We start from the raw sequence: 16,501 nt of genomic DNA on the forward strand, positions 1-16,501 counted from the left end.
TCACTAATCACTAATCACTAATCACTAATCACTAATCACTAATCACTAATCACTAATCACTAATCACTAATCACTAATCACTAATCACTAATCACTACTTATTCCAGATTTGCCAAGATTTTTCGGCCTGTAGTTTTAGCATTTCTAAACCATTAATAATTGTAGCTCCTTTTAATTTCCCACAATTAAGGAACTTAGTTTCTTCAGGATTATAGATAAGATCATACAAAATATGTTTGTCTGTAATACCATTGTAAGGAATATCAGGACATTCATTTATATTGGGAAAAGTACCTATTGGTGTACAGTTTATAATGATTTGAAATGAAGCAATAATATCTTCAGTCAATTCAGAATAGGTATAGGTAACTCCTTCTTTTTTGGTACGTGATACATAATGATATTTAATGCCAAGTTTCTTTAAGGCATGAGCAATAGCTTTAGAAGCTCCACCTGTACCCAGAATTAAAGAATTTTTATGATATTTTTTTAAATGTGGCTTTAATGAGTTTTTGAAACCATCATAATCGGTGTTAAAACCAATTAATTTGCCTTTTTTTATTTTTATAGTATTAACTGCACCTATCTTTTTGGCACGTTTATTCAATTTGTCTAGTAGCGTAATCACTTCTTCTTTGTAAGGAATGGTAACGTTAAGACCTTTTAAGTTTGAAGTATTTTCAATTATCTCCTTTAGTTCGTCAATTGATTCTAAATCAAAATTCACATAAGTATGCGGTAAACCTTCGTTTGAAAATTTGTCTGCAAAATATCCTCTTGAAAATGAATAGGAAATGTTTTTTCCTACCAGTCCGAATTTAAGCTTTGATTTGTCTTGTGCGTTGTCCATACCATTCTAATCCCAAAACAATGAGAATTCCTAAGCCAATATACGCAATTGCAATATAAGTTTCGGTAGTCGCTTCTGGGAAAAAACGCTTGTAATTTGCAATGACTTGTTTACCAGTAGAATCTAAAATATAACTACCATCCATGCTTGTTTTGTAGACAGTTTCTTTCCATGGCCAAACCACACCAAGCGATCCAATAATAAAGCCAACAATAGTTGCCAGTGTAATATTTTTATAATGATGTAAAATGTAATTTAATACATGCGAAAAGGTCACCAAACCTGTTACAGAACCTAAGGTAAATATGCCAAGCACTTTAAGCATTCTAATTCGAGCTTCATTTTTAATAAACTCAAAATTACCAGTAAATATATCTGAAATAGTATCATAAAGTGCATTAACAGAGTCCACTAGAAGAAGCACATAATTTCCGAGTAGAATTAATATAAACGAGCCCGAAAATCCGGGAAGCGTCATACCAGAGACGCTAATAATACCACAGAAAAATACAAACCATAGATTGTCGTTTTCTTTTGCAGGATCTAAAAAACTAATACTTATACCAACAACTGCACCAAGGATTAGTGCTATAATTGTTTTACTGTTCCAGGCTTTAAAGTCTTTACTGATGTAATAGATAGAGCCTAGTATCATCCCGAAAAATGCGCTCCAAACATAAAGCTGAAAGTTAACAATGAGGTAATCAAGTATTTTAGAAACACTAAAATAACTAACCACCATTCCTAAGAATAAAAGCCCTAGGAATTTACCATTGATATACTGATAAAAACTTTTAAAACGACCATTGAAAAGTAACTTAAAAGCAGTTTTATTAACACGCTGAAGCGAGTAAATAAACTCTTCGTAAAAACCGGCTACAAAGGCTACAACACCACCAGATACACCAGGAACTTTGTTGGCAGCTCCCATTGCCAGCCCTTTTATGACCAAAAAAATACGATCCTTAAAAGTTCTGGTGCTTTGCATTAGATTTTATTCTTTTGATCTCCTAAACGCTCTAAAATTAAAATAGCTACAAAACCAACCACAATAAATATAACGGCTAACATCATTTGGTTATCTCCTTCATAAGCTGACGGTAAGATGCTTTGGTCTAATAGTGTTACTTCTTCTCCCTCGGAATTAATTCTGGTTTTTAAGATTTTTTTCCACGGCCAAATTTTGTTGAGAGAGCCAATCATAAAACCGGTTAATATGGCAAGTGTTAGGTTTTTTTGATGTTTAAACATCCAGTTAAGTGCTTTTGAAAACACTTTTAATCCAACTACTGCACCAATAGCAAGTAATACAAACTTTAACAAGGCGTCTTTAAATAATTCCATATTACCTGTAACCAATCCATCTCGTAAATTGTTTATGGTGTCAATTGCAGTTTGATAGGCACCTAAAATTAAAAGTATAAATGCACCTGAAACTCCTGGTAAAATCATAGCAATGATGGCAATGAATCCACAGAATAATAAATAAAAAGGACTGTCTGGTGACGCAAATGGTTCTGCTAATGTAATGTAGTAGGATAGGGCAGAAGTTGCTATTATGGCAATGATTATTTTTGGCGACCAACCTTTTATTTGCTTTGCGATATAGAGTATACTTGCTAAGACCAGCCCAAAAAAGAAAGACCACAACAAAACAGGCTCGTTGTGTAAAAGCCATTTTATAAGTTTTGCTAAAGACAAAATACTAATAGCTATTCCAGAAAATAATGCCAAAAGGAAAGAGCCATTGATAGATTTCCAAGCAACTTTAAAACCTTGTTGTTTCCACACTTTAAAAACACCAAGATTTACTTTGTCTATGCTTTCAATAAGTTCTTCGTAAATACCAGAAATAAAGGCTATAGTACCACCAGAAACACCTGGAACAACATCAGCAGCTCCCATGGCTACACCTTTAAAAGCGATAATAAGATAGTCTAAAAAACGTCGTTGCATTTCTTTTTTTATAAGAAGTGCTAAGGTATGGATTTTTTTAGTCTGAAGTCTTCTTTGCTTCCGAAATTATAGCTTTAATCATTGGTCTATCGTTAAGCATAGGAAAGAGTTCTGAAACAATGAAACTATAATCTATATTTAGCCTCAGAGCATTTTTTAGGTGAAAACGTCCTTCTTGAGTTTGATGTGTTGTAAAGTATAAACCACCAAGTCTGTACTCAATTTCAGGGTTTTCAGGATAAAATTCTGCCGCTTGAATAAGGTTATAAATAGAGGCATCGTATTCTCCTAAAGCAATTAGAATATCGGAACGATCTAACCACGTGTCTAGTTCATAGTTACCAAGTTCTAGTGTACGTTTATATCCTATTTCGGCTTCTTCCAAGAAATTTAGTCGCTTGTTGATGGTGGCATAAAGCTTCCAGTACAATACATTTTCACCATCAATATTTACAGCTTTTTTAATAAACTTCAGCGCTTTATTGTAGTCTAAGCGCTTCATGTAGAATTTGGTAATAGCAATCCAGCCTTTATCTAACAAGGCATCATCTTCAATAGTTTTATTAAAAAACTGTACAGCTAAATCATCTTGACCAAGTTTTTCATAACAATACCCAATTCTAAGTAAAGCGAATGATGTAGGTTCATCAAGAGCTAAAGTTACTTTGTAGTTTTCTATAGCTTCTTCGTATTGCTTTAGTTTTTCTAAAACTTTACCTTTCTCAATATAAGCACCTACAAAAGTATCATCAGAGATGATTGCGAAATCGAAAGCAGCATTAGCTTTTGCATAATCCTTTATGGTGAAATACTGACGTCCTAACTGATGCCAAGCCACTTCACAATAAGGATTAGAATCTAAAAAGTTATTGAGATAGCTTATAGCTTCTTGATTTTGATCAAGGAAATCATAACAATAAACTATATTATGCAACGCAGAATAGTCTGAAGTGTCGCTTTCCAAACATTTTTTAAAGTAAATCACAGCATTTTCAAACTGATCTAGGAACAAATATTCCATACCAACAAGGGCATACAAATCAGAATCGTCCTCTGGTGTTGAAGATATATCTATGGCAATTAAAAGTGTATTAATCGCTTTTTCATGCTCGTCTTGTTTAGAAAGCACATTGGCTTTTTGAATGTAAATCTCTTCGTTATTAGGTTCTATCTCATGTAGCATGTCTAATATCTCATCTGCTTCACTGAATTTATTTTCAATCACTAAAATTTCTACTTGAAATAGTCTGAGATTGATAGACGTTGGGTGTTGTTCTAATCCAAGTTTAATGGCACGTTTTGCTAAAGCAATTTTTCCATTTTCGAGATAATGATGGATGATGTTTTCAAATTCATTTGAATCGAAAAACAAAATATCATTTGTTTTTAACATGGATTCAAATCTTGTAAGCGGATAGTTTTCGTCTTCGTGACTATAATTCATAAGCGGTTTTAAGATTCACTAATCTAAATTACAGTTATCATCAAATGTTAGAGGTCAATTGCGTTTTTGTTTTTAACAAATTAATTAACATTGATTTAAACTTTGATTAAAGTTTGTTATTGTTTGTAAATCAGTAAATTAAAATAAAAAGTAAGGATTAGATACTGTCTAATATTGAAGTGATTATTTTACAACCTTTAATAATTTCTTCGTTAGAAATAGTAAGTGGAGGTGTAATTCTTATGGCTTTTGGTTCAAAAAGTAACCAAAATAAAATCAATCCTTCTTCTTTAGCTTTAAGGATAACGTCATTAGTTATTTCTGAATTATCTACCATTGCAGCTAACATTAATCCTTTTCCTCTAATTTCTTTGATGTGTTTGTGGTTAAGGTGTTGTCTTATTAATTTTTCTTTTTTGAGCGTGTCTTCAATAATAGTTGACTCTGTTATTTCTTTTAAAGTGGCTAAAGCTGCTGCTGCAATTACAGGATTACCTCCAAAGGTAGTTATGTGTCCTAGTTTCGGATTATCGCTTAGTGTTAGCATCATATCTCTAGATGCCGTAAATGCACCAATAGGCAGACCTCCACCAAGACCTTTACCAGTAACAACAATATCTGGTTGACAATTATAGTTTTCAAAGCCAAATAGTTTACCTGTTCTTCCAATTCCTGGCTGAATTTCATCTAAAATTAAAACTGCACCAACCTCGTTACAACGTTGTTGTGCTTTTTTAAGATAATTGTTTTCAGGTTCAATAAAACCAGCACCACCTTGTATGGTTTCTAAAATGACGGCAGCTGTTTTATTTGTAATCTGTTTTAGGTTAGCTTCAGAATTGAATGTTATATGTTTTATATCTGGAATTAGCGGTAAAAAAGGTGCCTTACGTTCTTCATAATCCATAAGACTTAAGGAACCCATTGTATTGCCATGATACGAATTTTTAGCAGCAATAATTTCTGTTCTGCTTGTGAAGCGTCTAGCAAGTTTTAAACTACCTTCTATAGCTTCAGTCCCAGAGTTTACAAGATATGTGGTTTCTAGAGGTTCTGGAAGATGCTTTGCTATAAGTTTAGTAAGTTCTAATGCTGGTTCTTGAATATATTCTCCATAAACCATTACATGTAAGTACTGGTCTAGTTGCTTTTTTACAGCATTCACTACTTTAGGGTGCGAATGACCTAAGGAACAAGCCGAAACACCAGCTACAAAGTCTAAATAGGATTTTCCGTTTTTATCAAAAATATACGAACCTTTGGCATGGCTAATTTCCATAGCTAAAGGATGAGGTGTGGTTTGTGCTTGATATTTAAAAAAATCGTTTAGCAATTATAGTCCTCCTTTTGCTTTCAGTTTTTTCTTTTTTTCAGAAACCTCAGTAGGTTTATTTTTTGGTGTCCAATCCACTTTTGGTGGTGTTGTAATTTGTTCTTTTTGGGGTTTGCTTTCTTTTGAATCAGTTTTCTTTTCTTCCTTTTTTGGAAGATTTTGTGCAGCCTTATTAGGTTTGTTTGGTGTAACTTTACCAGCTTCTTCAACACGTTCCGCTAAGCTGTCATCCACAAAATCTTCAGGTGGAACATAATCCTCTAATCCAGAAATTTTAGGTAATACTAAAGGTGGATCATCTTTAAACAAATCCTCAACAGATCCTGGGCGTTCTTCACCACGCCAATCAAAACCTCTTAGACGTCTTGCGTTTCTAGGAAAATCAGGTTCTGGGAAAATATTGCCATCAATTTGATTGATGAATCTCACTTCTTCTATGGCTTGTTCTACAATTTGAATATTAATACTACCAGATTTTGATTTTTGAATACCAATTAGTTCATTGGTTTCATTTCGCATGTACCTAATGGTTTCGGCATTTTTAATGATATCTACATTATATAATTCATTATCTCTAAACAAACCAATGAGTCGCTGACCTTTTATTTGATTGTAGCCATCTTCACTAATGGTGTCCTTACTAACCAAAAATGCATTATTGAATACTTTTAGAGAGTCTAGTTTTTCAGTTTCGGTATTAGAAATTAGATGAATAGTATCACCTGTCATTTGGTTGCCAATATTCCATAGTATAGGCTTTCGAGCTGTAGCAAAAGCATCTGTAGAACTATATCTGCTAAGATTAATAAGTTCAGTTAATCCTGTTTTGTGGTCTACATGTATAGAATCTGCCTTACCTGCCAAATCGCTTTTATAAAGTCTGGCATTGTAATAAGCTCTTGTGATGCGATGATCTTCTTTACCAGTTACCATCAATGTATCTGCATGTAAATACACCGAATCTTTTTCTTGTACAGTAATTGCTAAAGCACGTTTGGTAATAAAAACCGAATCTTTATCGCGCCAAACTTCGGCATAATGGCCTTTTACGATGCTATTATTAATTGTATCTGTAACGGTAATGTTATTAGTAGCAGAAGCAAAACTACGATCACGGTCAAAGTAGATACTATCTCCTTCTATGGTGCGATTGTCATAATCTATTTTTGCATTACGTTGAAAATAACCAGTATTGGCATTTGTATCATAAAAACCACGCTCAGTATAAATATTACTTTCCTCGCCAACAATTGTTGAAGGGCCAAACAAATAAGCATGGCCATTATCAGGAAAAAAATCGAGGCGCTCTGTGTTTAAAGTATAATCAGGATTTACTAGTACTACATCTTTTGTAAACTGATACTTTTTAGAATTCATATAGTAACGACCGATCTGGCTTGTAATAGTACCAGAAGAATCTCTTACAACTTTACCACTTGTATTATAATATGCTAATTGCCGAGTTCTGTCGAAGTATAATTTATCGGTTGTTAAAACTGAATTCGGTTCGGTTAATACTACATCACCTTTTGCAACAGCAATCTCTGTTTTACCACTATAATCTATGTATTTGGCGACCATAGTAATCGAATCGCCTTGTTTCATGTTAACGTTGCTGTATGCTTCTATGTAGTCTTGGTCTTCAAAATATACAGCTTTATCGCACCACATATTTACTCCTTTATGAATAAAATGTACTTGCTGAGATTCATCTCGTAGAAACACTAAAGCTCCATCTTCAATTTCAGGATCAGACGTTGCAATACCAGCATACTCTATGGTGATTTTTTGTTTTTCTTGTGCAAAACTTAATGCAGAAACACAAAGAATGATAATATAAATTAGATTCTTCAAACTATTCAAAGCCATATGGTTTTTAAAAAATAACACTAATCAATTAGCTTTAGTATGGGTTAACAGTTTTTTTAACAGAATCTAAAAATTCAAAAATTATACCGTTTTCCTAACGATGGTCTGCTTACGGTCTGGACCAACAGATACTATCGTAATAGGAATGTTAAGCTCTTTTTCTAAAAACTCAACATATGCATTAAAAGCGTCTGGTAATTGAGATGCTTCTGTCATACCAGTTAAATCTTCGGACCAGCCTTTTACTTCTGTATAAATTGGTGATACGTTCTCTTCTTCAATGTTGTATGGTAGGTGCGTGATGGTTTCACCTTTATAATTGTAAGCTGTACATACTTTTAATTTATTAAAACCAGAAAGTACGTCGCCTTTCATCATAATTAATTGTGTAACTCCATTAACTTGGCAAGCATAACGTAATGCGACCAAATCTAACCAACCACAACGTCTAGGACGACCCGTTGTAGCACCGAATTCGTGACCAACACGACCCATGGTTTCTCCGTCTTCATCAAACAATTCCGTTGGAAAAGGACCAGAACCAACACGTGTTGTATATGCTTTAAAAATACCAAAGACTTCACCTATTTGGCTTGGAGCAACACCTAAACCTGTACAAGCACCAGCAGCAGTTGTATTAGATGATGTTACAAATGGGTATGTACCAAAATCTATATCTAAAAGCGATCCTTGAGCACCTTCTGCCAAAATAGTTTTACCAGATTGTTGTGCTTGGTGAACATACTCTTCAGAATCTATAAACTTTAATGTTTTAAGCGTTTCAATGGCCTCAAAGAAATCTGCTTCAAGCTCTTTTAAATCATACTGTATATCTACATCGTAGAAAGCAATCATAGCTTCATGCTTATCTGCTAAAGCTCTATATTTATCTTTCCAGTTGGCTAACTCAATATCACCAACTCTAATACCATTTCTACCAGTTTTGTCCATGTAAGTTGGACCAATACCTTTAAGTGTAGAGCCTATTTTTGCTTTTCCTTTTGAAGCTTCGCTCGCAGCATCCAGTAAGCGATGCGTAGGTAAAATGATATGTGCCTTACGCGAGATGCAGAGGGATTTTTTATAATCAACATTTTGTTCGTCTAATTTGTCTAATTCCTTTTTAAAAATCACAGGATCTATAACTACACCATTACCAACAAGGTTTACAGTGTTGTCATGAAAAATACCAGAAGGTATAGTATGTAATACATGCTTTCTGCCATTAAAAACTAAAGTATGACCAGCGTTTGGGCCACCTTGAAAGCGTGCAATAATATCGTATTTAGAGGTAAATACATCGACAATTTTTCCTTTGCCTTCATCTCCCCATTGTAATCCAAGTAGTAAGTCTACTGCCATTTTAAAAAATTAGTTAGTCGTCTTTTTTACGGTTGCCGTAAAAATATAGTGAGTGATTAGTTATTTCGATATCAAAAACCTCTTCTATGGTTTTTTTAATAGATTGAATACGAGGATCGCAGAATTCTATAACCTCTCCTGTATCAGTAAGAATAACATGGTCGTGTTGCTTATCAAAATAAGATTTTTCGTAATGCGCTTGGTTTTGACCAAATTGATGTTTTCTAACAAGGCTACATTCTAAAAGTAATTCTATGGTATTGTAAAGTGTTGCTCTACTCACACGATAGTTTTTATTTTTCATTTTGATGTACAAAGATTCTATATCAAAATGTTCCTCACTATCGTAGATTTCCTGAAGTATAGCGTAACGTTCAGGTGTTTTTCTATGACCTTTATCTTCAAGGAATTGTGTAAAAACACGTTTTACAATTTCCTGATTACTTTCTTCTGTTGTTGCATTCATAATTAAGGTGCAAATTTACGTAAAAATATAGGATAAGGATGATTTAATTTACGATTAAAGTTGAAAGAAATGAACAAGTTTTCAAGACTTTTTAATCCGTTAAAATCAAACCCTTACTACTTTATCAATACCATTGATTTTTTTAAGCTTATCAATAAGGTTTTTAAGCATGGTTTGGTTTTTTACTTCAACAGTTATGTCTCCATTAAAAATGCCATCATCACTAGAAAAACTTATACTTTTCATGTTTACATGAAGGTTTTCAGAAATAAGTTTTGTGATATCGTTTACCAAACCAAGATTGTCTATGCCAGATAACTTAATATGCGATGTGTAGGTCTGTTGAGAGGAATCTATCCACTTAGCAGACATAATTCGGTAAGCATAATTAGACTGTAAACTCACCGCATTTGGACAGTTCTTTTTATGAACTTTAATGCCATCATTAATAGTCACAAAACCGAACACTTTGTCGCCAGGAATAGGGTTGCAACAATTGGCAAGCGTATAGTTTAGACGCTCTTCCTCCTTACCAAAAACAAGCATATCATACTTAGAGGTAATCTCTTCCTTGTCTATATCTTTATTAGGTACGTCTGGCTTACGGATTTTACTCTTTATATAACTCATAAAGGCGTTGCTCCTTGATGAAGCAAAAGCTTTGAGTTTGGTGTTGTCTATAGTGCCAATACCCACACGATAAAATAAATCTAAAGAGGTTTTTAGCTTAAAGTAATTCACCAACTCATTCACACTTTTTTCATTGAGTGTAATTTTAAGTTGCTTTAACTTACGTCTAAGAATTTCCTTGCCTTCTTCCGCAATTTCTTTGGTGTGTGCGTTTAATGCCGATTTAATTTTGCTACGTGCTCTGGCAGTGGTTGCGTAATCTAACCAGTTGGCGTTTGGTTTGGCATTATCTGAGGTTAATATTTCTACACGATCACCACTTTGTAGCTCGTGACTAAGCGGTACGAGTTTTCCGTTGACTTTTGCACCACGAGTTTTCATACCAACTTCTGTATGAATACTAAATGCAAAGTCTAGTGGAGTAGCACCTTTGGGTAAAGATTTTAAGTCACCTTTGGGTGAAAACACAAAGATTTCTTTTGAATATAAATTGAGTTTAAACTGCTCTACAAAATCCACCGCATTAGCTTCGTTATTTTCTAAAGCTTCTTGAAGTCTGTTAATCCATAAATCTAAATTATCCTCTTTGTCGTTGGCATTTTTGTATTTGTAGTGTGCAGCGTAGCCTTTTTCGGCAATCTCGTTCATGCGCTCACTACGAATTTGTACTTCTACCCAACGGCTTTTAGGTCCTACAACAGTAATGTGCAATGCTTCGTAGCCTGTAGATTTTGGTGACGAAATCCAATCGCGCAAACGAATTGGGTTTGGTGTAAAGTGGTCTGTTACGATAGAGTAAATTTTCCATGCCAGAAACTTTTCGTTTTCAAAGTCTGATTTGTAAATAATTCTAACTGCAAACTTGTCGTACACCTCGTCAAACGAAACACCTTGTTTTACCATTTTCCGTCTTATACTGAAAATGGATTTTGGTCGACCTTTAATTTCGTAGTTAAGACCTTCTTTATTTAAGGATTTTTCAATGACTTTAGAAAAGGCTTTAATGTAAGCATCTTGTTCTTCCTTACTTTCTTGCATTTTTTCTAAAATGTCATTGTAGACTTCGGGCTCGGTATACTTTAAACCTAAATCTTCAAGTTCTGTTTTAATATTATAAAGCCCAATTCTATGTGCTAATGGAGCATAAATGTATAAGGTTTCTGATGCTATTTTTACTTGCTTATCTGCACGCATAGAGTCCATCGTTTGCATGTTGTGCAAACGATCTGCAATTTTAATGATGATAACACGTACATCTTCATTAAGCGTTAGCAACATCTTACGGAAATTCTCTGCCTGTAGCGATACATCCATTTCCTTATTGAGGACAGATATTTTTGTAAGACCATCTACAATACGCGCAACAGTTTCGCCAAAAAGACGCTCCATATCTGCAATAGTATAATTAGGATTGTCTTCAACCACATCATGAAGCAATGCAGCAGCTATAGAAGTAGCGTCTAAACCTATCTCTTGGGCAACAATTTTTGCAACAGCAATAGGATGAAAAATATAAGCCTCACCAGATTTGCGACGTTGATCTTTGTGCGCATCTAGAGCGACCTCAAAAGCATGACGAATTAATTTTTTATCGTCTTTGCTTAAGGTCTGATAACTTACTCTGAGTAACTCTTTGTAAGCTTGTGCAATGGCTGCATTTTCTTTTTCAATTTCTACTTCCGTCATAGCAACTAAAGTAAACAAAGTCTATGAATTGAGCAATGGATTTTTTGAAGGAAATTTTTAGTGTTTTCGTTAACGGTTTTGTATAACTGTCAGTTAGGGGTTTTAAATTACTATTTTTCGGTTTGGCACTGACGTTAGCAATTTTAGATGGATTCGGACGCAGTCGAATCCGCCGTAATTGCTGTTGTATATTGTTGTACGCATGCTTTTATTTCCATTTATTTTCAAACTCTTCTTTTTCTATTGAAAACTCATTAAATTCGTTCAAATCAAGATTTTGGTCGGCAAGACCTCCAAATTCGTCCTCAATATTTTGGTTATCATATCTTAAGATTTTTCCATTATCATAAACCTCAATTTGTCTTAAAACTTCTCCATTATTGTCCGTCTCGAAAAACCAAACTGATTTTCCCCAACTGTCATATTGGTCTCCGCGTGTTTCATTCCAATTTCGTTTAAAGTATTTCATTTGTTTACTGCTAGCTTTTATTTACGCTGAAATTTTAATTCAATCTTATTCCACCAGTCAGTTTGGTCAGAATTCAGAATATGTTTTTTCAATTCCGAGTCCATTTTCTCGATTTGTTCCTTAAAATCATTTAAGAGAACATTCTCTGAAATCTGTTTGTGGTCAATGACATTTTGAATTTTTTGTCTTGTCCACAAATCATAGTCTAATTCATATTGCCATTCCAAATAATAATCTTCGTCAGCGTCCTTCAATTCCTCAATCAGCATTTTATATCGCGATAGTAATTCCGCTGGACTTAATTCAGTCAGCTTTTCCACTTCATTAATAAATTCCGTGTAATCTTTCCAATATTTTTCGTCTTTTGCGGTATCCATTTTTTCAGCCCGTGCACAACTTTCATGATATGGACTTTTTTAATTGTCTATGTCAGACGTTAACGAAGTTCGTTTTTTTATTTTACAAAGTCAAGTCCATCATTTTCTCAAATTCCTAACTCTGTCCAACAACGTAGGATGTGAATAATGCATAAACACATAGGCTTTGTGAGGTGTGAGGTTGCTTAAACTATTTTTAGACAGTTTTTTTAATGAGGTAATTAAAGGCTCAGCTTTGTAAGTGTTTTTGGCATAGTCGTCTGCTTGGTATTCAAAAACTCGTGAGACGTAATTCATTATTAAACCTGTAAGTTCTGAAATAGGTGAGTAGAGCAGTCCAAAAGCAATCAAGCCAACATGGAAACTTGGTTTTTCAACTCCAATAGCATTAGATAACAACGGATTTGAAATGAAAATTGATAGTATATAAAGCGTTAGTCCTGTAAGTAAAACAGAAGACACCAGATTGAAAATGATATGCTTGCGCTTGTAGTGCCCAACTTCGTGCGCTAAAACCGCTACAATTTCTTCATCGTCTAAATCATTAACCAAAGTGTCGTAGAGCGTAACGCGTTTTTCACTTCCAAAACCAGAGAAGTAGGCATTGGCTTTGGTACTACGTTTTGAGCCATCGATAATAAAAATTTTGTTAAGGCTAAAGCCTACAGACTTTGCATAGTCGGAAATCTTGTTGCGCAGTTCTCCGTCTTCTAAAGGTGTTTGTTTGTTGAACATTGGTACAATGAGCTTAGAATAAAACATATTCATGAATACCGTGAATACCGTTACAATTCCCCAAGCATACAGCCAGAATTGATTTTTGGTAAGTTGATAAAACCAAATGATTAAAGCAATAATGGCACCTCCAAGAATAGCCATCATTAGTAAACCTTTTAGTTTGTCTAGAATAAAAGTCTTTTTTGTGGTTTTGTTAAAGCCAAATTTTTCTTCAATAACAAAGGTTTTATAGTATGCAAATGGTGTTGTAATAATATCACTGGCAATCATAATAATACCGAAGAAAATTAAACCAACTATAATTGGTTTGTCCGAGTAGCTTCTGGCTATATTATCTACATATTCAAAACCATCCAAAAACAGAAAACCTAAGGTTAACACTAATGAGAAAAGCGATGACCAAATGCCAAATCTGTAGTTAGTGGCTTTATAGGCTTGCGATTTTTTGTACTCATCTTCATCGTAAACATCATTTAATTCTGTTGGAATGGCATCATTAAAATGTTTGGCATTTAATGCATCTAGAATTTTATCCTTCATAAAATTGATAAGGATAATGGCTATGATGATGTAGAAAAGAATGTCTGAGGTCATTTCTTTGTGATATGTTTTGTTCCGTCACTTCGAGTGAAATTCCCTTAGGAATTTTGTATAGAGAAGCTTTTTTAACTTATAATGTTCTCGATACGATTTTCTCATCCTTCGAAAATCACTCGAACTGACGATGTTAGTTTTATTTAAAGTCTCGCTGTCTTTTGGCCTCAAAAATAAGGATTCCTGCGGCAACAGATACATTCATAGAATCGATAACACCTTGCATTGGTATGCTGATATTCTGGGTTGCAGCATCGCGCCACTCTTGGGTTAAACCTGTGGCTTCTGTACCAACCACAATAGCTGTTGGTAAAGTGTAATCTTGCGTATGATAAGGCTCAGATTCTTGTAGAATAGCCGAAAAAATATTGAAATTGTAATGTTTTAAAAAATCGATAGCTTCGGTAGTGCTTGCCATAGCAATTTCAGTTGTAAAGACACAGCCAACACTAGAGCGAATAATATTTGGGTTGTATAAGTCTGATTTTGGATTGGCAATAATCACGGCATCAACATTAGCAGCATCAGCTGTTCTTAAAAGTGCGCCAACATTACCAGGTTTTTCTGGTGCTTCTGCAACTAAAATCAGAGGATTTTTATTGGTTAGTTTTAAGTCTTCAAGCAAATGTGTTTTGCTATTTACTACTGCAATAACACCTTCAGTTGTGTCTCGATGTGCCAATTTTTGAAATACTTCTTTCGAAATTTCAATAATATCAATACCATAACGACTCATTGATTGTGCTTCACTTTCAGAAAATAAATCAGGAAAAAATAAAAGTGTTTCAATGTTGTAACCACCTTTAATAGCAAGTGATAGTTCTCGTTTGCCTTCAATTAAAAATTGTCCTGTCTTTTTGCGTTGCCTCGATTTTTCCTTTAACTGATAAAGTTGTTTTATAAGTGGATTATTAACACTGTTTATAACTTTTGACATATTATTGTTATAAATTTAAAGAGTAAAAATACTTTAAAAATGAGGATAAAACTACTTAATATCTTATTGCTTATTCTAATTACTTTTAATTTAGATGCTCAAATACCACCACCTTGTGGTATAACACCAATAGTAATTTGCGACCAAGATTTAGATGGTGTTGTTTTGGTAGATTTAAGTGAGATTTTTCCATTTAATTTTTGCAGTATAACATCAAGTGAAGCTTCTAATTATTATCCTTTAACTTATTATTTAAGTGAAGAAGATGCTTTAAATTCTGCTAATGCTCTTAATGCAGAAAGTTTTTTGGCATCTGAATACCAAGATATTTACAGAAGAGCTGATCCTATTAATAGTGAAGAGCATAATGTTTTGATTGCAGGTGAACCTTTAATTATTGGAACAGCACCTACGGCAAATTGGCCTACGCCTTTATTTAATTGTGAATTTGATGACTCGGGTTTTTCGGTTTTTGATTTATATTCAAAAAGTCAAGAAATTATATCTGAACCATCAGATTTAGGTAATTATTTAACATTTTATGAAACATATGATGACGCTATTAATCTAATTAATCCTTTACCTTTAGAATACACAAATGTTACACCTAATAATCAAACTATATTTGCGTGTGTATCTCTTAACCCATTTCCGGTTGAATATAATTGTAGGGAAATTGTTGAATTAGATTTAATAGTCAATGGTTCGCAATGTGAAGATATCTCTGTAGATATTGTAAGAATTTCTGCACCTCCAAGACCTGGTTTTGCCTATTCAAATAGACTATATATTTCTAATGAGCATACAACTACAGTAGAAAATGGGAATGTGGAATTTTTGTATGGAGATCAGCTTTTGTTTCAGGATATGAGTTTTTCTAGTCCTAATTTAAGTGCCTCACCGCTAACTAATGGTTTTAGTGTAGATTTTACCAGTTTAGAAGCAGGAGAAGAAGTTTATGTAGACTTTAATTTTTTATTACCTTCTGATGTGCCATTAGGTACTATTCTAATTAGTAATGCTACTTATACAACAGATTCTACCGATTTTAATCCGATAAATAATAATTCTAGTCTTACTTTAGCAGTTGTTGGTTCATATGACCCTAATGATAAAATGGAGTCCCATGGTCCCAGTTTGATTTATGATGATTTTATTAATAGTGATGAATGGTTATATTACACCATTCGTTTTCAAAATATAGGCACTGCTGAAGCCATTTTTGTTAGAATTGAAGATGAATTAGATGTTCTGTTAGATGAAAGGACATTTCAGATGTTGCGATCAAGTCATGATTATTCTGTAACAAGAGTTGGTAATAATTTAGAGTGGTATTTTGATAACATAAATTTACCTGCAGAACAAGATGATCCTGCTGGTAGTGTAGGTTTTGTATATTTTAGACTAAAGCCTAAGTCAGGTTATGCTATAGGAGATGTTATTCCAAACAATGCGGCAATTTATTTCGATTTTAATGCACCAATTATAACCAACACATTTAATACAACTTTTGTAGAGACACTTTCAGTTAATGAGTTGGATGCTACACAAGTAAGTGTTTTTCCAAATCCATCTGAAGAGAAAGTGATTATTACGGTAAATCAGAATGTAGTAAAGTCTACTGATTTATCATTGTTTGATATTCAAGGTAAAATGATTAATGTTCCACAAAAGGAATTGGGCAATAGTATTGAATTGAATGTGTCTTCTTTAAATTCAGGGCTTTATTTCATAAAATTTAGAAAAGGAAACAACTCATTTATTGAAAAATTGATTGTGAAGTAATAATT

The 16,501-nt window shown here is 33.7% G+C and carries 14 protein-coding genes; 1 reads left to right on the plus strand and 13 read right to left on the minus strand.

Annotated elements, in window-relative coordinates; translation table 11 throughout:
* Positions 1-94: 94 nt before the first annotated feature.
* The 13 genes from ACXAFS_RS13830 to ACXAFS_RS13890 all read right to left on the minus strand — a co-directional run bounded on the left by ACXAFS_RS13830 (position 95) and on the right by ACXAFS_RS13890 (position 14,711).
* Positions 95-850 (minus strand): shikimate dehydrogenase family protein, encoded by a 756-nt coding sequence (locus ACXAFS_RS13830; protein ID WP_475307678.1) that lies wholly within the window; start codon positions 848-850, stop codon positions 95-97.
* Positions 819-1,838, minus strand: coding sequence for a DUF368 domain-containing protein (locus ACXAFS_RS13835; RefSeq protein WP_475307680.1), 1,020 nt, complete (start codon positions 1,836-1,838; stop codon positions 819-821). The genes ACXAFS_RS13830 and ACXAFS_RS13835 overlap by 32 nt, the downstream gene beginning before the upstream one ends.
* Positions 1,838-2,806: a DUF368 domain-containing protein gene (locus tag ACXAFS_RS13840; protein ID WP_475307681.1), complete on the minus strand. Its 969-nt coding sequence runs from the start codon at positions 2,804-2,806 to the stop codon at positions 1,838-1,840. The genes ACXAFS_RS13835 and ACXAFS_RS13840 overlap by 1 nt, the downstream gene beginning before the upstream one ends.
* 37 nt (positions 2,807-2,843) lie before the next feature.
* Positions 2,844-4,250 (minus strand): tetratricopeptide repeat protein, encoded by a 1,407-nt coding sequence (locus ACXAFS_RS13845; RefSeq protein WP_475307682.1) that lies wholly within the window; start codon positions 4,248-4,250, stop codon positions 2,844-2,846.
* Between the two features lie 157 nt (positions 4,251-4,407).
* Positions 4,408-5,583: an aspartate aminotransferase family protein gene (locus ACXAFS_RS13850; protein ID WP_475307684.1), complete on the minus strand. Its 1,176-nt coding sequence runs from the start codon at positions 5,581-5,583 to the stop codon at positions 4,408-4,410.
* On the minus strand, positions 5,584-7,437 hold the full coding sequence (locus ACXAFS_RS13855) for an OstA-like protein (protein ID WP_475307685.1): 1,854 nt from the start codon (positions 7,435-7,437) through the stop codon (positions 5,584-5,586). It lies immediately after the preceding gene.
* A 96-nt stretch (positions 7,438-7,533) separates the two neighbouring features.
* Positions 7,534-8,814 carry an adenylosuccinate synthase gene (locus ACXAFS_RS13860; protein ID WP_475307687.1) on the minus strand — a complete coding sequence of 427 codons (1,281 nt, stop codon included), beginning with the start codon at positions 8,812-8,814 and terminating at the stop codon, positions 7,534-7,536.
* Between the two features lie 13 nt (positions 8,815-8,827).
* Positions 8,828-9,280, minus strand: coding sequence for a Fur family transcriptional regulator (locus tag ACXAFS_RS13865; RefSeq protein ID WP_475307688.1), 453 nt, complete (start codon positions 9,278-9,280; stop codon positions 8,828-8,830).
* Between the two features lie 105 nt (positions 9,281-9,385).
* Positions 9,386-11,596 (minus strand): RelA/SpoT family protein, encoded by a 2,211-nt coding sequence (locus ACXAFS_RS13870; protein WP_475307689.1) that lies wholly within the window; start codon positions 11,594-11,596, stop codon positions 9,386-9,388.
* Between the two features lie 208 nt (positions 11,597-11,804).
* The gene (locus ACXAFS_RS13875) at positions 11,805-12,065 is read right to left on the minus strand and encodes a hypothetical protein (RefSeq protein ID WP_475307691.1); all 261 of its coding nucleotides are present in this window, start codon (positions 12,063-12,065) and stop codon (positions 11,805-11,807) included.
* Positions 12,066-12,082: 17 nt separating this feature from the next.
* The gene (locus tag ACXAFS_RS13880) at positions 12,083-12,442 is read right to left on the minus strand and encodes a hypothetical protein (protein ID WP_475307692.1); all 360 of its coding nucleotides are present in this window, start codon (positions 12,440-12,442) and stop codon (positions 12,083-12,085) included.
* A gap of 99 nt (positions 12,443-12,541) precedes the next feature.
* Positions 12,542-13,774 carry a M48 family metallopeptidase gene (locus tag ACXAFS_RS13885; RefSeq protein WP_475307693.1) on the minus strand — a complete coding sequence of 411 codons (1,233 nt, stop codon included), beginning with the start codon at positions 13,772-13,774 and terminating at the stop codon, positions 12,542-12,544.
* A gap of 139 nt (positions 13,775-13,913) precedes the next feature.
* Positions 13,914-14,711, minus strand: a complete 798-nt coding sequence (locus ACXAFS_RS13890) for a TrmH family RNA methyltransferase (RefSeq protein ID WP_475307694.1) — start codon at positions 14,709-14,711, stop codon at positions 13,914-13,916.
* A 39-nt stretch (positions 14,712-14,750) separates the two neighbouring features.
* Here ACXAFS_RS13890 and ACXAFS_RS13895 point away from each other — a divergent pair, with 39 nt between their 5' ends.
* Positions 14,751-16,496: a T9SS type A sorting domain-containing protein gene (locus tag ACXAFS_RS13895; protein ID WP_475307696.1), complete on the plus strand. Its 1,746-nt coding sequence runs from the start codon at positions 14,751-14,753 to the stop codon at positions 16,494-16,496.
* Positions 16,497-16,501: the final 5 nt, after the last annotated feature.

This window comes from Winogradskyella sp. ABM4_392 (assembly GCF_056160445.1).